This window comes from Photobacterium atrarenae (genome assembly GCF_024380015.1).
Lineage (GTDB): Bacteria > Pseudomonadota > Gammaproteobacteria > Enterobacterales > Vibrionaceae > Photobacterium > Photobacterium atrarenae.
In genome coordinates, this window is record NZ_CP101509.1 from 1,161,692 (window position 1) to 1,179,499 (window position 17,808).

The 17,808-nt window shown below is 55.6% G+C and carries 13 protein-coding genes; 4 read left to right on the top strand and 9 right to left on the bottom strand.

The window, feature by feature from the left end:
- Positions 1-56: 56 nt before the first annotated feature.
- From NNL38_RS21295 to NNL38_RS21310, 4 genes are read right to left on the bottom strand one after another with little or no spacing between them, the layout of a single operon-like run.
- Positions 57-1,037, bottom strand: coding sequence for a helix-turn-helix domain-containing protein (locus NNL38_RS21295; RefSeq protein WP_255390868.1), 981 nt, complete (start codon positions 1,035-1,037; stop codon positions 57-59).
- Entirely contained in the window at positions 1,031-4,204 is a 3,174-nt protein-coding gene (locus tag NNL38_RS21300; RefSeq protein WP_255390869.1) for an efflux RND transporter permease subunit, read from the bottom strand. The genes NNL38_RS21295 and NNL38_RS21300 overlap by 7 nt, the downstream gene beginning before the upstream one ends.
- Positions 4,201-5,445 (bottom strand): efflux RND transporter periplasmic adaptor subunit, encoded by a 1,245-nt coding sequence (locus NNL38_RS21305; RefSeq protein ID WP_255390870.1) that lies wholly within the window; start codon positions 5,443-5,445, stop codon positions 4,201-4,203. The genes NNL38_RS21300 and NNL38_RS21305 overlap by 4 nt, the downstream gene beginning before the upstream one ends.
- Positions 5,442-6,311 carry an ABC transporter six-transmembrane domain-containing protein gene (locus NNL38_RS21310; RefSeq protein ID WP_255390871.1) on the bottom strand — a complete coding sequence of 290 codons (870 nt, stop codon included), beginning with the start codon at positions 6,309-6,311 and terminating at the stop codon, positions 5,442-5,444. Before NNL38_RS21310 ends, NNL38_RS21305 begins: the two co-directional genes overlap by 4 nt.
- A gap of 258 nt (positions 6,312-6,569) precedes the next feature.
- Here NNL38_RS21310 and NNL38_RS21315 point away from each other — a divergent pair, with 258 nt between their 5' ends.
- Positions 6,570-6,842 (top strand): DUF2860 family protein, encoded by a 273-nt coding sequence (locus NNL38_RS21315; RefSeq protein WP_255390872.1) that lies wholly within the window; start codon positions 6,570-6,572, stop codon positions 6,840-6,842.
- Between the two features lie 55 nt (positions 6,843-6,897).
- Positions 6,898-7,965: an alpha/beta hydrolase family protein gene (locus tag NNL38_RS21320; RefSeq protein ID WP_255390873.1), complete on the top strand. Its 1,068-nt coding sequence runs from the start codon at positions 6,898-6,900 to the stop codon at positions 7,963-7,965.
- A gap of 704 nt (positions 7,966-8,669) precedes the next feature.
- On the opposite strand, the gene NNL38_RS21325 is transcribed toward NNL38_RS21320, so the two are convergent.
- The 3 genes from NNL38_RS21325 to NNL38_RS21335 form a co-directional block, all read right to left on the bottom strand.
- Positions 8,670-8,924, bottom strand: coding sequence for a T6SS effector amidase Tae4 family protein (locus tag NNL38_RS21325; RefSeq protein WP_369414641.1), 255 nt, complete (start codon positions 8,922-8,924; stop codon positions 8,670-8,672).
- 356 nt (positions 8,925-9,280) lie between these two features.
- Complete coding sequence (gene rsgA, locus NNL38_RS21330; RefSeq protein ID WP_255390874.1) at positions 9,281-10,324, bottom strand: ribosome small subunit-dependent GTPase A; 1,044 nt, start codon at positions 10,322-10,324, stop codon at positions 9,281-9,283.
- 524 nt (positions 10,325-10,848) lie between these two features.
- Complete coding sequence (locus tag NNL38_RS21335) at positions 10,849-11,826, bottom strand: DUF2860 domain-containing protein (RefSeq protein WP_255390875.1); 978 nt, start codon at positions 11,824-11,826, stop codon at positions 10,849-10,851.
- A gap of 353 nt (positions 11,827-12,179) precedes the next feature.
- On the opposite strand from NNL38_RS21335, the gene NNL38_RS21340 reads away from it, so the two are divergent.
- Positions 12,180-13,649: a BCCT family transporter gene (locus NNL38_RS21340; RefSeq protein WP_255390876.1), complete on the top strand. Its 1,470-nt coding sequence runs from the start codon at positions 12,180-12,182 to the stop codon at positions 13,647-13,649.
- A gap of 99 nt (positions 13,650-13,748) precedes the next feature.
- Here NNL38_RS21340 and NNL38_RS21345 read toward each other — a convergent pair whose 3' ends face one another.
- Positions 13,749-14,507, bottom strand: coding sequence for a glutamine amidotransferase-related protein (locus NNL38_RS21345; RefSeq protein WP_255390877.1), 759 nt, complete (start codon positions 14,505-14,507; stop codon positions 13,749-13,751).
- 105 nt (positions 14,508-14,612) lie between these two features.
- Between NNL38_RS21345 and NNL38_RS21350 the strand changes: the two genes are divergently transcribed.
- Complete coding sequence (locus NNL38_RS21350) at positions 14,613-15,428, top strand: AraC family transcriptional regulator (RefSeq protein WP_439651399.1); 816 nt, start codon at positions 14,613-14,615, stop codon at positions 15,426-15,428.
- A gap of 106 nt (positions 15,429-15,534) precedes the next feature.
- Here the strand turns inward: NNL38_RS21350 and katG are convergent, their stop codons facing one another.
- On the bottom strand, positions 15,535-17,727 hold the full coding sequence (gene katG, locus NNL38_RS21355; RefSeq protein WP_255390878.1) for a catalase/peroxidase HPI: 2,193 nt from the start codon (positions 17,725-17,727) through the stop codon (positions 15,535-15,537).
- Positions 17,728-17,808 lie beyond the last annotated feature (81 nt).

Consider the following 17,808-nt stretch of genomic DNA (forward strand, 5'->3'; position numbering starts at 1 on the left):
CGGAAGGTGGGTGGGATGTTTCCGCGATTGTGCGGTTCTGGCTCGTTGGTGTACCGCTATGCCTTTGTGAGAATCGGAATCTGCATCGTAAATGTGGCGCTGCCGGTGGCGGTGAGCTCGACCTCGCGGATCATTTCAATGTGGTAGCCTTCGGGATCGATCGGCAGGTTGTGTTTTTCGGCGTAGTCAAAGAGTCCCGCTTGTGCGGTGAGATAGCCGATATCCGAGGCGACCGAGACTTCACAGCATAAATAGTTGCCCGCTTTGACGGTGCAGTTGCCCTGGGCTGCGTTGCTGACCCATTCTCCGACACGATAGGGAATGGCATGCCAGGGCTGGTCCAGCTCAGCAACCGGGGCCAGGCAAACCAGTCGGGTCACTTTCTGACCCAGCTTTTCACACAGGGTCTCCCACTCAAAATCCGGTACCGGGCGGGGTTTTAAGTACCGCTCCGGGAAGCGGATCAGCTTGCAGGGCAGGTTGTCGGCAAGCTGAAATTCAATGGCTTGCTCGGTACTCGGATGGGCCAGCCGGGTCAGCAGCTCGGTGGTCTGATCCGGCGTTCCGGTATGGGCGAGATGGCGAATCACCTTGGCGTTGGTGCCCAGCTGGCGGCGTAGTGCCTTAGCCAGCGCCTGCGATGATGAAAAGCCGGTTTTCAGCGCAATCTCGGTGATTTTTTTCGACGGGGTTTCCAGTAGCAGGGACACTGCAAACTGCAGCCTGATCCGGCCGAGGTACTGACCCGGTGTTTCGTGAAACAGCTGGGTAAACTGGCGATGGAAATGAAACGGGGAAATTGCACTTTGTTCCGCCACGGCCTCCCAGGTCAGCCCTTCGCTGTAATCCTGATGCATGATTTCCAGCGCCCGCGTAAACCGCTTTTGCAGGTGCTCAGGCAGCGAGGTCAGTAGCGCGACCTCCGGAACCAGGTTATACGGGGAGGTGGGTTGGTCCGACATGATATGCAATACAGCTGGTTGGTTTGCTTTACTATGCCGGGTGTCGGGTATAAACGCAACTTGGGGGCTTAGCATGAGTGTTCTCTCCGTAACTTAGAATCATATTGTGATACTGATGAAGAGGCTGCTGGTGATGGCGCAGTTGGGGGCATTGTGAGTTGGGTGGTCTGAGATGACGCTGCTTCCTGCGGCGCTTGCGACCGGCTAAAGCTGGCCAGCAACACCGGGGTCAGGATCAAGGTGATCCCCGTTGCCAGCAGTTCACCGAACACCAGCGAGACCGCGGCCGGTTTGAGGTACTGCGCTTGCTCTGCGCTTTCAGACAAGAGTGGCAGCAGGCCGCACACTGTGGTGATCGTGGTCAGAAATATCGCCCTGAACCGCCCGGTGCATGCCTCGGTCAGCGCCGCGTGAAGCGTCATCCCGGCGCGGAAGTTGTGATTAAACCGTGTCAGCAGGACCAGCGAATCATTAACCACGATCCCGGTCATGGCCATCATCCCGAGCAGGGAGAGCAAGCTGATCGGCAGCCCCATCAGGCCGTGGCCCAGAATGGCCCCGGCAACACCGAAGGGGATCACCGCCATGATCAGCAACGGCTGCCAGTAAGATTGCAACGGGATCGCCAGTAAGATGTAGATCAGCAATATCGTCAGGATGAAGGCCGACGTCAGCCCTTGCTGAACCTCCGTGATTTCTTCAAACTCGCCCGCCGCGTGGATCCGGACACCGGGAAAACGGGACTCAATGGCTTCGATCCCGGCGGCCAGCTGGTGCAGGGTCTGCTCCGGTGACTGGATAGTGCGGTCCTGCCGCCAGTACAGGTTGATTACCTGCGCCCGGTTGCGCCGATACAGCACCTGCGGCTCGCGCTCGAGCGTGAAAGTAGCGATATCCTCAAGCAAGACGGCCTGCCCGTTGTCCAGTATCACAGGTGTCTGGCGCAATTGTGCCAGGCTGCGTTTGCTTTCAACCGGATAGCGCAGAATGATCTGGGTCTCCCGGCCGTGATCCAGGATCCGGTGCAGCTCTCTCTGACCAAACGCTTCGCCGGTCAGCTTGGCAATGTGATGCTGGGTCAACCCCAGCTGGCGACCAAACGCATTGAGCCGGATCCGCAGTTGATCTTGCCCCCCGTTGCTGTCGTCATAGACATCATCAACGCCCGCAAGCTGAGTCAGTTGCTGGGCTAATTCAGCGGTGGCCTGCTGTGCCAGCGCTCTGTCTGGTGCGGAGACCGACAGTTGCGTGCCACCGGCCGGGGCATCTGCGGCGGAGAAGCGCAGGGAATCGGCGCCTTCGATCGGACCGGTGAATGTGCGCCAATCATGGAGGATTCGGTTACCCGGCAACTGGCGCAACGCCTCGGCGGTCAGCTCTGCCGTCACCTCAATGTCACCCAAGCCGTCGGACCAGGCCAGCAGGTTAGTGAGCGGCGGGTTCGCCAGTGAGAATTCTTGTTTCAGCTGTTGATTGAGTTTCAGGGCCGTGCGCTCAAGTTGCGCCAGCGCCTTTTCCTGAAGCGGGAGCGGTGCTCCCTGTTGCAGCGTGACTTTGGCGGTGATATAGCGGCCGGGGATCTCCGGAAAGAGGGCACTGCGGATGGTGCCATTGGCCCACAGTCCGTAGGCCAGCACAACGACCGCGCAGAAACTGAGCAATGTCGCCAGCTTGTGGTGCAGGGTACGTCGCAGCAGCGGGCTGTAAACTGTCTGAATGAAATGCGCCAGCTGGCGCTGCGCCGATTGCTGGAGCCGGGTGATGAATGACGGCAAACGATGGTTTGTGGAGGCCCCGGCCAGATGCGCCGGTAATATCCATTTGCTCTCAATCAGTGAAAACAGCAGGGCGACAATCACAATGGCGGAAAAACTCGCGAACAGCCGGCCAAAATCGTTGTTTAGCCACAGCATGGGCGAAAAGGCAACGATCGTCGTCAGTACCCCGAACACCGTCGCGACGGAAACGGCGCGGACGCCCTGCCAGGCGGCCTTTTTCGGGGGCCGGTGGGGATGTCGCCTGGCATAGATACTTTCGCCAACCACCACCGCGTCGTCGACCAGGATCCCGAGCACCAGAATAAAACCGAACAGGGTGATGTCATTGATACTGTAGTCGAGCCAGTTCATTGCACCCAGTGTGCCGCACAGCGCGACCGGGATTCCGAGTGCAACCCAGAAGGCCAGCTTGAGATCCAGAAACAGCCCGAGCAGGCCCAGCACGATCAACAGCCCTTGCCAGGCGTTGGTGGTCAGGCGGTCGAGCTGATCGTCGATATAAGGGGCCATGTCGGCCATGGTGGAGAGGGTGATATCGGCCGGTAAGCGCTGGCGCTGCCGGGCTAAAGTGTCCTCAATCGCCTGGCTGATGTGCAGTAGATTATCCTGCTGGCTGGTACTGATCAGCAGGGCAATCGCGTTGTCGCCGTTGTTGCGAACAACCGCCCCGGTAGATTCATAATCCCGGCGCAACGTTGCCAGCTCTCCCAGAGTGAGCGTACCCGAAGCCGTGGCGAGCACTTCAAGGCTACTCAGGTGCGATAAATTATCGGCGTAACCGTCTCCCCGCAGGACCAGTCGGCCACCGCTGCGTTTTAGCTCGCCGCTGCGGGTTTCCAGCGACATTTGTTCAAGGATCCCGGCCAGGCTTTCCAGGTTGAGTCCGTGGTGACGCAGTGTGTCGATATCCGGCTCGATGATCAGTTGTGGCGCTCTCGCCCCCCAGTTCGAAACCTTGGCGATGTCCGGGTGTTGTTTTAATGCCAGTTCAACCTGCCGGGCGACGGGTTGCAGCTCAGAGTCCGGACGGTCACCGGAGATCACAACGAACGCGGCGAGGTTGGTAAATTCATCGCGGCGGATGATCGGTTTTTCGGCGTGTGCCGGCCAGCGCTCAATACTGTTGATCCGATCGCGGACTTCCTCGAGCAGGCGATCCAAATCGGTGGCTGCAGTCTTGCGCACCCGGATCGTCGCCATGCCTGCCGACGACTGGCTGGTGATCTGCCGGATCCCGGCCAGCCCGCTGATGGCCTCTTCCACGCGCTGGGTGATGCCTTGATCAATCTGGCGGGCGGTGCCCCCCGGATAAGCGACTTCAACCACCAGACTGGTCGGGGCCATCTGCGGGAAGGACTCGACCCTGAGCTGTCCGGCGCTCAGCAATCCGGCGGCCAGAATCGCGACCATCAGCAGGTTGGCCGCAATGGGGTGATCGATAAACCAGCGTGTCAGTCCGTTCATGGTTGGCGCTCCACATCCGTATTCGCTAAATCAGTATTTTTCAAATCGGAACTCTTTAAATCAGGGCTATTCATAACAGAGCTATTCAAAACAGGGCGGTTCAAATCCGAGCTGTCAGGTAATACCGGCTTCACGGTTTGTCCGGGGAGCATGCTGTCCAGCGGATAGACTGCGATACGCCGGGGCTCGGCAGGGCGCTGCTCAAACGCAACCCAAACGCCCGGGTTTTCTCCGCGCAGTTGCGTTTGTAACCGCGTGACCGGCTCACGCCGCAGCTGGTTGTCTGCCGTGATTGACCATACGTCGTGATCCCGGGTCAGTGCACTGGACGGGAGCCGAAAAGCGGCCGGATGCTGTTTTAACCGGATATCGACGCTGACCTGTTGTTGGGGCAGCAAACGCGGCCGGGTGCGGTACGGATCCGAAACAGAAAACACGACCTGGCGCTGACGTGAGGTGGCATCGGCTTGCGGCACGAGGTAGCGAAAAGTGCCCGGCCAGGTGTGTTGCTGTCGGTCCCGGACCGTCACTGCAACATCAGGCTGGGACAGGGTTTGAGACAGGGCTTGCCACTGGCGCTCGGACACCGGGACCTGAATATCGATGGCGTCGCTGGCGACTAGTTCAAACAGGACCTGACCCTGCTCAACGAACTGTTTTGGGCTGACGGTTCGGCTGAGGATCAGGGCATCAAAGGGCGCGATGAGTGTCGCGTCTTCCAGTTGCTGGCGTGCCGCCCGGTGAACTGCCCGGGCCTGGGTGAGCTCGGCGTTGGCAGCAGCAAGCTGAGGCTCACGCCGGGCATAGGCGGAAGTGTGCTTTCCGGACAGCATTTTTAACGCTACGGTTTGTTCATGCTGCGCTTGCTGAAGCGCGAGCTCGGCGACTTTGAGCTGGTGTGTCGCCTGCGCCAGCTGGCTTTCAAGCTGTGTGGTGTCCAGTTGCACCAGCGGCTCGCCACGGGCAACCAGCGTGCCGGGCTCAAGCTGCGGGCTGATTGAGTTCACCTTGGCGCTCAGTGGTGCTTTGATTTCGCTGAACCAGCGCGGTGTGGTGGTGCCGATCAGCGTCATCACCGGCCGGAACGTCGTAGGCGCGGCGTCGATATAGGTCACCGGCTGGCGGGTGGCCTGGGGCGGCTCAGCTGGGATCGGGTCCGGGTGCACCAGCGCGACGATGCCAATGGCGGTCAGCAAGAGCAAGACAGCCCAGAGTAGGGGCAGACGTTTTCCTGGTTTCATGATTCGACTCCCGGCATATGATGAGGGGTTAAGCGCTGGCTGATCTCACTGAGCCGGGACAGGGTTTGCAGCGTGGTGGGCAGGAGAATGGCCGCTTCGACGAACTCCAGCGAGTAAGAGACGATCGTAAACAGTTCCCCGGCACTTGGCCCGGTGGTGTGGGTGATCTGCCACAGGTTGGCGAGAACAAAGCCAAACAGGATCAGGAAGATCAGCCCGTAGGTCAGCGCTTCGGTATCAGAGAGATGGATCTCGCGTCTTTTCAGCTTTTGCAGGTGCGAGCGGATGCTGATGGCGGGTGCCAGAGACAGCAGCTTGACCTGACGTTCAAGCTGGTTGTTCAGCATGGTGTTTAATCGAATGAAATGGTTATGAAAGCAGGCATAGGTCAACAGCATGGCAAGTGCGGCGGCCCCGGCATGTAGAGCGAGCATTGGATGAAAGCCGGCCAGGATCACCATGGAGGCGATGAGCTGAATGATGGCCGTGAAGAGTGGCGGCAGCTCGTGCTCCAGAAAGTCGACCAGCTCGCGGGACAGGGTCAGGCGGGCATTGCGACGGGTGACGGGGGAGTGCTGGAGGCCATGGGCCACCTGCCTGCCGATGTCAACCCGCATGGTCCCGTAGGCCCGGGTATCGTAGAAGCGGCGCACCACAGACACCACGACCAGCAGCAGCAATACCACCGCCAGCACCATAAAATCCTGGGTTTCCTGGTTGAGCAAGCCGTCGATGGAAAACCCGATCAACAGCGGTAACAATACCATCAGGATATTTTCAACCGCCACCATAAGCCAGGTGACGGCGACTTGGGTTGGGTAAGCGCGGATAATCGATCGCACTGTAAATGTTGCGGAACTTGCCATCAGTTGCCTCCTGCATGAAATACGGGGGCAGTATGTGACAACCGGGAAGCAAAAACGTGTCCCAGACTGCGGAGCATGCGTTTCCTTCCTGCGTGAGGGCAATCTTCGTTTCAAACGTCAGAACAGCAAGTTGAGACACTTTTTCTTTTTGCCTCAGGGGAATAATCATCCCACCAAGATTCATGGTGACGTCGGTAACGCAATACCAAAGGCAACACCGGCGCGTGGGTTGATAACCAGGATTAGGCGAGGTGAATTGTGAAACACACATTATCCGCAATCGTGACGGGATTGCTGGCGTCAGGTATTGCCTGCAATGCGCAGGCATCTCAGGGGCTGAGCGGGGAAATCGGGTTCTTGCTGGGGTACCGCTACACCCTGAACCCGGAGAGTCACCTCTCCCTATCATTATTGCCAGGGGTTGTTGATGGCAAAACCTGGGCTGATCCTTATCTCGTCGATGTCACCCGGCAGGAAACGGATGTTGCCGGTAATTTAAGAGCGGGTGTTTTAAGTGCGAGCGCGTTATAAGGGCGGGCCGTGCGCTGGCCGGAGAAAGCCGTCACAACAATCAGGGAGCGTGAAGATGAAAACTGTGATGTTGCTGCTGTGTTGGTTCGGGTTGATGTTGCCGGACGCCCATGCAGCGTCTTTTCAGCTGTCATATGACGGTAAGCAGTTGTCCGGGCAGTATTTAGCGCCGCTGGATCAAGGTGTGCCAAGCGCCGTGGTGCTGTTCGTCCATGGTGATGGCGCGATGCCTGCGGATGCCAACGGCTATTATCCGCTGATCTGGCAAACCCTGCGGCGACACGGGATCGCAGTGGTGAGCTGGGATAAGCCGGGCGTTGGTGATTCGAAAGGCAACTGGCTGGCGCAGACCATGGCCGAGCGGCAACAGGAAGTACTGGCGGTAGCGAAGTGGGTGCAGGAAACTCATGGGATTACGCCGCAGCGCACCGGGCTGGTCGGCTTTAGCCAGGCGGGTTGGGTGGTCCCGGCACTGGCAGCTCGCGAAGATCAGTTCGGATTCGCAATCGGGATTGGCTTTGCCGCCAACTGGATTGAACAGGGGCGCTATTACACCCAGGAAAAATACACAGAAAAAGGATTCAGTCCGGCGCAGATCGCTGCAAAATTGCGTGAATATGACCAGGAAATCGCATTTTTCCAAACCGAGCCGACTTATAGCGAGTACGTCAGCCGGGCAGGTGAAGATGCGATGACGCCGGAACGCTTCACCTTTGTGATGAACAACTTTCGTTCAGACGCAGGGGCCGATTATCGTGCCATTCGGATCCCGACCTTGCTGCTATGGGGCGAAGATGATCTGAATGTCGATGCTCGCCATGAGTATCAAGGCTGGCAGCGCCAGCCACATCCGAAGGTCACCACAGCACTGCTTACACATGCCAATCATGGCCTGCTGGATTCAACGGTTTTTCCACAGCAACAATTTGGCATCTGGCAGTGGCTCAAGATGGCATGGCTGCAGGAAGCGGCACTCGCGGAGTCATTTTTACCCACCCTGATGGGCTGGCTCCAGGGGCAGGGATTACTCAATGGCCGCCAAGTTACGGCAGCGAGCAAAAACGGCTGGACGGTTGGCGAGTGGGGGAGCGGCGTTGAGGTACAAGATAAGGAAGTGCTATAGGTGAACGAATATGCCGCCATCATGCTTGATTGTGTTGTTTAATGCTGTGATATGATCATGTTTGGTAAATGGCCTACTTTTGAGAGTAGGCTATTTAACTTAGGGGTGGGCAGAAATATGTCAGTGCTCTTGCTAAATTAGCAAGTTTATGAATAACTTTTTGTAGAGCCAAATCTAGTCCGCCCGTCAGCTCAGCCATCTGCTGCAGGATCAGCGCAAGCAGTAGGGCCAGTCCCAGAGTATAATTGCCCGCAAGGTCGGTCTACCCGGTGATAGGTGGCGTCGGGCTCTCGGAGCGCATGGTGAAAATGGCGATGGGTTGCGAATTACGCTTAAGCAGCTTATGTAACTTTACTCGCCCTGAGACAGTGCGTTTAGACTTTCTAGAAAAACAGGATCGCTCTCTAAAGTAAAACACTTCACAAGTAGCGGTGATGTCTCATTCTTGTACTGAAGCACGGGCTCATAACTTTTGACTAGTTTCGATACTTCAACGAATATTTCTGGTGAAAAGGAACTCATTTTAACTATACCTGCAGAGATATTTCTAATATCGCCTAATTCATAATTTTTGTGTTGAAAATACTGATAAAAACAGTTCGCTTTAGCAAATTGCATTAATTGTTCGTCGATTGGAGGTTGTGTACTCGCACTGGCTTTTACAGATGATGAAATCAGTATAAGTACAAAAGCAAAAGACCTTATCATGCGCACTCCCAGAATAAAACTTTGTGGGTAACTGATGCATACCCTTCGTATACACATTTATTACCATCCCACAGATCAGCATGTCCTGTCGCATCACTCCATCCATTAACTTGATAGATGATAATACCCTTACGTCCTTTAATTTTATCCAAATGCTCTTCGGGGGTAAGCTCCTCGGGACTAAAGTACTTTTCTGATAGGTATTTAGTAAGAATCTTTACTCGAAAAATATACCAAGTTCGTAGTTTAATCCCACTTTACCGCCGATCTTCTCAAAAACTACATTAGCAGGAAAAGCTGGGTAATTGGCGCGTAATTTTTCCCATGTTGGCAATTTCATTTTAACCTCAATCCATAATCAATATCTTAGGACTGATACTGTGCCGCTGATTCGGCCACATGTAAAAACAAGAAAAATATTTTATGATTGGAATAACGGAATATTGAAACTGATTAATCATGAAGTTACATAACGCAAGTAAATGGGAAATATCATGAGGGAAACACCCGCCCCCACTTCAATGAAGCGAAGGCAGGCGTGTTGTTTTAGCGGCGAGGCCGAGCGACCTCGCCAAGGACGGAATCGTCCCTATTGGTTTTGGGTGGTTCAGTATCCCTTCTTGATGAACCGTTTTTCCGATTGAACTGAACGATAGAACTTGCCGAGCTGTTTGAACTTGGCGCGCTGTTCGTGCAGCGCACTGCTATTTCTGGCTTGCTCGCGGAGCAGTTTGAAATAGTTCTTCAGTCGGCGCTGGTCAAGATCACCGGTTTCCAGTGCATCCTGAATGGCGCAGCCCGGCTCGCTTTGGTGCTGACAGTCACTGAACCGACATGCCTGACTCAGCGCTTCGATATCAGCGAAAGTTTCACTCACCCCGGTTTCGCAGTCGGCGAGCTGCAATTCGCGCATTCCGGGGGTATCAATCAGTACCGCACCGGATGGCATGAAATGCAGCGAACGCGACGTCGTGGTGTGACGTCCCTTGCTGTCGTCTTCACGGATCGATCCGGTTTGCTGAATCGACTGCCCCATCAGGGTATTGACCAGGGTGGATTTCCCCACCCCGGATGAGCCCATGAAGGCGACGGTTTTGCCGGTTTTACACCAGAGGTTTAATCCATCACAGCTGGTGGGCGCCAGTGCATTGACGGCTTCTACCATCAGCATCGGATCGATGGCCTGGACGGCGGCGCGTTTGTCATCCGAGTCGTCACACAAGTCGGCTTTGGTCAGCACGACAACGGGCTCGACGTTGTATTCGCGGGCCAGTGCCAGGAAGCGCTCAATCCGGCTGAGGTTAAAGTCGTCATTCAGCGAGCAGACGATAAACAGGGTATCGACGTTGGCCGCGATATACTGCTCCGCTACTTTGCTGCCGGGCGCCCGGCGGCTGAACAGCGAAGTTCGCTCCAGTTGCCGGACAAACTGGTGGTCGTGATCGAGCAGGACCCAGTCGCCGACCGTCATCATCGGCAGGCGATGATGAATCGGCAGTTGGATTTCACCCTGCTCGGTCTGAACCACGTAACCGCTGCGGTGATGGGCCAGGATCCGACCGGTGATACAGGTTTCCAGATCGTCGAGTGTCAGTTGTTGTTGAAACACAGGTTGCCAGCCAAGCTGGCTGAGTGTCATGGTTGAATTCATTGCTTTTCCCTACGCATGCAGAATCGCGTTGCAAAACGCTCTGCGCGCAATCAACAGAAAGTATGAGGGTCAAATGAATAGGCATAGACCCCGGTCAAGAAACACCGGGCGAAAATTGCGAAGGAGAGGGGGAAGGCGTTGCTGTTTATACCAATCAAAGTCAGTCAGTGATCAGAAATAGCGCAGGAAAAATGTTTGAGAACAAGGCAGAATTTTTCGATAAGTAGTTATTCTACAATCAAAAGTTCTAACGCAGTTATCGAGCATTTTAACAAGCTAGGATGACCAGTTATTTACTGCGATTGGTATTAGTTCAGCGTTGAATGTCCGCTCTGCTTCTCAATCGTTGCCGGGTGGGTTTTGAATACAATCATCAGAATCTCCTTACAGGTATGAATAGGTGTGCACCGATAGTAGCACATTGGTTACAAGATGCCAGCCATTGACTCAAGGCATCAGCCGTTAGCTCAAGGTGCATGTGTTGGGCAACACCGGCACCTTAAGCACATCTGGATCCGGTCGGGTTAAAACTTATAGCTCAGACCAACACCTAAGAACAGCTGGGATTCATTGTAGAAATCAATATTGGAGTCCACAATACCGTAGCCGGCCAGGGCGTTCAGCCCCCAGTTTTCCCAGTCCATGAACTGGTCGTATTCGTAGGCGAAGTTGACGCCCATTTCATGATTTTCCTGTGTTTTGCCGAACACCGGGTTGGCTTCGTCATAATCAGCAAACGCATATTCTCCGGAAATCGCATAGCCGTGGCGTCCTTGCTTGGTCAGGTAAGTTAAGCCGACACCATAGCGGTTAAAGGACATCGCATCACCATCGGCAGAAAAGCGATTGATTTTCAGATCCGGTTGAAGGGTGGATGTTTTCCCAGTGCTCACCGACCATAGAATACGGGAATAAATCCCCTTGCCGTCCCGCTTGAGTCGCTCGGTGTCGATTGGTCCGGCAATACTTGCACCGGATTGCTCGTTCTCAACTTCCCGATCATAATAGGCAAGATCGAACGAAATCCCCTTGTCCAAAATATTGTTGTACTGGAATCGCAGTGCATTCCCGGAAGTGTCGGTCTCTGTTTTGGCCTGGTTGACCACAAAGGGATCTTGCCAGGTTTCATCTTCTACAATCGTCGGCAAGATAGAAAAGGCCATGGTTGAGCTGTGGCCGACTTCAAATTGATAGCCAATTTCAAAGGCAATTAACCCGGTGGCAATATCTTCCCGTGACGTTCCGAGATAAACCTGCTGGTTGTTCTCGGCCCCAAAGGTATAGCGCAACTGGCCCAGCGGGAATAGCGTCACCCCGGAATCAGATTCGCCTTCGCTGTTAAGTGGCGCATTTTTTACGGCATCGTCAGTGTTAAAGTTTGATTCGTACTGCGCAAATCCGGCTAAGAGCGAGACTTCACCACTGATCCCGGGCGTGCCGAGTGCTGCGGTAGCCTGTGTGCTGGCTATTGCGGCGAGTCCGGCGAGCCAATAATATTTCATACGTTCTCCAATCCACGATTTAGTGAAGTGATATTAATACTCAATAAAGTGCTTAGATATACGTGAATTGTGGAGCATTGAAAAGCATTTGCGCACAACGTGAATATAAAACCCAACCTGGTATACGTTTTGAGCCTTCTTTTTGTTTTCTTAACGTATTTTTAATTTGTTTCGTGAATTGATCGTCCGTAAAGCATGCTGAAACTCGACTTATTTCACTAAATTGGAAAATTTTCTGCCTGACATAGAACCTTCACGCCGTTTTAGCCGTTTACACCTTGCATTGCCAAAATGCATCGTTTCTCATGAACTTCTCAACAAACTGGCAACGGAATGCAAACCAAGAGTTTCCTATGAAAATCTTAACTCACCCATCCCAGCGCTTGATGCTGGTCTCGGCGCTGGTCGCCGTGCTGTTTACTGTCTTTCCTTCTGTGAGTGTTTATCAACTGGCGGCATTTACCCAGTGGGTGGTTGAACGGTTTGATAATCAGGTGATTCAACTCTCGACGCTGGCGCTGCTGGTCTGTGTTGCGATTGCGCTGAGCCCGCTCGGTAAAAAACGGCTGGGCAAGACGGCACCGGAATTTGGCTTTCTGTCCTGGATTGTCATGCTGTTTACGACCGGGATGGGGTCCGGCCTGATCTTCTGGGGTGTGGCTGAGCCGGTATTTCACCTCGCCAATATGCCGCCGGTGACCCAATATGGCGACAGCAAAGATACCGCGTTGGCGCTGACCTATTTTCACTGGGGCGTCCATGCCTGGAGCCTGTATGCGCTGGCGGGGCTGGTGATGGCCTGGCTGGCTTATGAAAAACAGCGTCCGATGCGGGTCAGTGCATCGTTTATCGGCGAACACCGGCCGAAATGGCTCTCGGCGCTCGATCTGATAGCGGTGCTGGCGATCCTGTTCGGCATTGCCGGGGTGCTGGCCAATACCATGGCGCTGGTGGAGCAGGGCGTGCGCAATGTGTTCGGCCTGGAAGGGGATTTAACCGCGTTTCGCATTATCATGACCGGCCTGATCGGGGTGCTGTTTACGACCTCGAGTGCGCTGGGGCTGAAAAAGGGGATCAAGCGCCTGAGCAGCTTCAACCTCTGGCTGATGGTGTTGCTGTTTGTGGTGGTGTTCCTCAATGTCGATGGCAGCGCGGTGTTGTCGCGGATGGCCAGTTCACTGATCGCTTATGTGCAAATTATGCCGGAGGTATCGGTCGGGGTGGTCGACGGCGGTCAGCAGTGGAGCCAGGGCTGGACTGTGATTTACCTGGTGTGGTGGATTGCCTGGACGCCGTTCGTCGGCCCGTTTATTGCCCGGATCAGCCGTGGCCGCACCATTCGTCAGTTCTTGCTCTGCACGGTGATCATTCCGACCCTGGCGTCTGTGGTGTGGTTCTCCGGGTTTGCCGGGGCCGTTTTTGAAAGTGAGTATCTGACCGAAGTGGTTAACGCGGTTAATCAGGATTACACCAAGGGCCTGTTTACCTTCTTCTCGTATCTGCCTTGGAGTGATGCGCTGTCGGTGGCTGCCTTGTTATTGCTGCTGACTTTTGTGATTTCCAGTGCGGACTCGGCGATTTATGCCGCCGGGATGCTGACCGACGATACCCGTACCAGCAGCAAGGTGAGCTGGTCTGTGATTGTGGTGACCATGGGCATGGCGCTGGCGGTATTTAATGATGTGGATCTGAACAAGCAGGTGGCGATTGCCGGGGCGATCCCGTTTACGCTGGTGCTGCTCGGGCAAGTGGCCGCGGCGCTGGCGGAGCAGTGGGTGCCGTCCTACCGGCGTTATATTCTCAGTACGCCGGGCAAGTTGTAACGCGACCACTGACCCATTGAATAAACGGCTGGCCCGGGATGAGTGTCCCGGACCAGCTTTTTTATGCTGAGCGGATTGATCTATTGGCTGCTGAATAATTTATTGTTTAAGTGGTTGTGCGCTGTCACCGGGCACGCTGTCAGTATGGAAACCTTGATAAGCCAGCATCAGCTGATCCAGAAAGTCGCCCAGCAGCTGGTTCATCCGTTCGGGATCATGAGCCAGAATGACTTCGGGCGCCTGGATATAGGGCTTGGGACTGGCAAAGGCCGGTTGGTCATGTTCAATCAGCGGCGGCAGATCGGCGCGCTGAAATTCCAGGTGGCACTGAAAACCGTACACCAGCTCAGTATAGCGGACAATTTGGCGTGGACAACCGGCACTGCTGGCCAGCACGGTGCTGTGCTCTGTCAGGCCTGGCATGTCATTGTGCCAATGGCCGACGAGTTCCTCGGGTGCCCACGTCGCCAGCTTGGGATCGGCCTCACCGGCTTTGGTGAGCTGGATGGGAAAGTAGCCGATTTCAGGCTCGGGGCTGACGGCATAGCTTGCGCTGAGTGCTTCGCCAATGAGCTGAGCCCCCAGACACACGCCAACCACGGCTTTCTGCCGGCTGATTGCCTGACGGATCACCGCCTGCTCGGCCAGGCTGTTGAAGTGCGGGCATGCCTCCACAGAGGTTTGGGGGTTTTGCGGGCCGCCGAGGATCACCAGTAGATCGAATGGCGCGTCATCTGCGGGTAACGGCTCGCCCAGGTAGAGCCGGGTTGCGCTGATGGTGTAGTCATGACGGGCGGCCCAGGTGGCAAAATAGCCCGGCCCTTCAAAGGATTCATGGATCAGAAAATGGATATGCATGGACTGTTTTCTCCCTGTTTGTGATACGTAGTGGCAGGGCTGCCGATGCGCATTATGGTACGATGAGATCTGGGTGACCGAATAAGGCCAAATGGACGATAAATAATGCCAAACAGTCAACAGATGCCAGCCAACGCATTCATGACGCGTTACCCGGATGAACCGGTGTGGGTGAAGACCATCGCGATGCCGAAAGGCTGGGTGGATGAAATGCACTGCCATGACTGGCACCAGCTGATTTTTCCGGTTCGGGGGCTGGTGCAGACGCAGGCCGGGCAGAGTCAGTTTCTGGTCCCGCATACCTCTGCGCTTTTTGTGCCTGCCGGGGTGCACCATGAATCGGTGGCGATCACCGAGACCAGCTTTATCGGCCTGTATCTGAATCCGCGATATGGCCGGGACTACGGTCAACACCTGCGGCCGTTGGAGATGACGCCGTTCTTCAAAGCGCTGGTTTTGGAGCTGCGTCAGCGTTGTCAGGCGCCGGAACAGGGTCATGACAAGACATTGCGTTTGCTGGCGGTGCTGTTTGATCAAATCCACGACGGCGACGGATATTCCTATCAATTGCTGGTGCCGCAGGATCGACGGGTGAAGCTGATGTTTGAGCGATTGACGGCGGAGCCGGCCCTGACCTGGTCGCTGGCGCAATGGGGGGAAGTGGTCGGGGCTTCGGAGCGAACCTTGTCGCGTCTGTTCCTGAAAGAGTTCAACACCACGTTTGCCTTGTGGCGCCAGCACCTGCGTCTGGTTTATTCGCTGTCGTTGCTGGAATCCTCGCTGCCGGTGCAGGCGATTGCCCATCAGGTGGGGTATCAGAACGACTCTTCTTACATTAAAGCGTTTAAAGCCCGGTTCGGGATGACGCCGCAGCAGTTCCGGCAACAAGGCCAGCAGGCGGCGGCGATCCTGCCCGGCTAGGATTTTGGTTAGGATAGCAGGCAAGGATAGTTGGCTGAACCGTCACGCCGAAAAAACGGGCATCTGATCCAGACGCCCGTGGCTGAGTGCGTGACATGCGCTTGGGTTACAACAGGTCGAATCGATCCGCATTCATCACTTTGGTCCAGGCACTGACGAAGTCGTTGACGAACTTCGCCTTGGCATCATCGCCGCCGTAGACTTCAGAAATGGCCCGCAGCTGCGAATTGGAGCCGAATACCAGATCAACCCGGGTTGCCGTCCACTGGGTTGAGCCGGACTTGGCGTTGCGTCCTTCGAATAATTCTTCATCTTTTGAGGTCGGTACCCAGTCGATATTCATATCGAGCAGATTGACGAAGAAGTCATTACTCAGAACGCCCGGCTTGTCGGTGAAGACACCGTGTGGCGACTGGTCGTAATTGGCATTCAGCACCCGCATCCCGCCGACCAGAACCGTCATTTCCGGCGCGGTCAGGGTCAGTAACTGAGCCCGATCCAGCAACATTTCTTCCGCGGTGACGGTGAAAGCTTTTTGCATGTAATTACGGAAGCCATCCGCCAGCGGTTCGAGCACCGCAAATGACTCGACATCGGTTTGTTCATCGGTGGCATCGGTCCGGCCGGGGGCGAATGGCACGTCCACGGTGACACCGCCGTCTTTGGCTGCTTTCTCAATAGCCGCACAACCGCCGAGGATGATTAAATCGGCCAGGGAAACCACTTTATTGCCCGATTGCGATGAGTTGAAATCCTTCTGAATGCCTTCATAGGTACTCAGCACTTTGCGCAACTGGCTCGGTTGGTTCACTTCCCAGTTGAGCTGCGGTTCGAGGCGAATGCGGGCGCCGTTGGCGCCACCCCGGCAGTCCGAGCCGCGGAAGGTCGCGGCAGAGGACCAGGCGGTGTAGACCAGCTCGGTCACGCTCAGGCCGGACTCCAGAATTACTTTTTTCAACTCGGCAATGTCGCTGGCATTGATCAGATCGTGATCAACTGCCGGCACCGGATCCTGCCAGATCAGATCTTCGTCCGGGACTTCCGGGCCGAGGTAGCGGGACTTCGGTCCCATGTCGCGGTGGGTCAGTTTGAACCAGGCGCGGGCGAACGCATCGGCAAACTCATCCGGGTTGTCGCGGAAATGCTCGGAGATTTTGCGATAAGCCGGATCTTCGCGCATCGACATATCCGCGGTGGTCATCATGATGTTGACCCGTTTGGAGGCATCTTCCGGATCGGGCGCCTGATTGCTCTCGGTGATGACTTTCGGTTTCCATTGATGGGCCCCGGCCGGACTTTTCGTCAGCTCCCATTCGTTGCCGAGCAGCATATTGAAATAGCCGTGGTCCCAGGTGGTGGGGTTGGGGGTCCAGGCGCCTTCCAGGCCACTGGTGATGGCATCGCGACCCCGACCGCTGCCGTGAGCGCTTTTCCAGCCCAGGCCCATTTGCTCAATGGGTGCGGCTTCCGGCTCAGGGCCGACCAGGTCCGCATCTCCGGCACCATGACATTTCCCGAAGGTGTGGCCCCCGGCGGTCAGGGCAACGGTTTCATAGTCGTCCATCGCCATCCGGGCAAAGGTTTCACGAACATCTTTCCCGGAGGCGACCGGGTCCGGGTTACCGTCCGGCCCTTCCGGGTTGACGTAGATCAGACCCATTTGCACCGCAGCCAGCGGGTCTTCCAGGTCGCGTTCGCCGGAGTAACGTTTGTTGCCCAGCCATTCGTCCTCGGCGCCCCAGTAGATGTCTTCTTCCGGTTCCCAGATATCGGCCCGGCCGCCGCCAAAGCCAAAGGTTTTAAATCCCATGGACTCCAGGGCGACATTCCCGGTGAGGATAAAGAGATCGGCCCAGGACAGGCTGTTGCCGTATTTCTGTTTTACCGGCCACAGCAAGCGTCGGGCTTTGTCCAGGTTGCCGTTATCCGGCCAACTGTTGAGCGGGGCAAAACGCTGGTTACCGGTCGCGGCGCCGCCCCGGCCATCCCCGGTCCGGTAGGTCCCGGCGGCGTGCCAGGCCATGCGGATCATCAGCGGGCCATAATGGCCGTAGTCTGCCGGCCACCAGTCCTGAGAGGTGGTCAGCACCGCTTCAATATCTTTTTTGACCGCAGGCAGGTCGAGTTTCTTGAATGCTTCCCGATAATTGAAATCCGCGCCGAGCGGGTTTGCTTTGGTATCATTTTGATGAAGAATTCTTAAGTTCAGTTGGTTCGGCCACCAGTCGGTATTCTTGGTGCCCACACCCCCTAAGTTGGTATTACTGCCGTGCATTACAGGACATTTGCCGTTACTCATAAAACGCTCCTATTTGCTGCCGGTTTCAAAAAATCCATGAGAAAATTGTGTGCTTCATCGAACTCAGTAATGACTATAGAC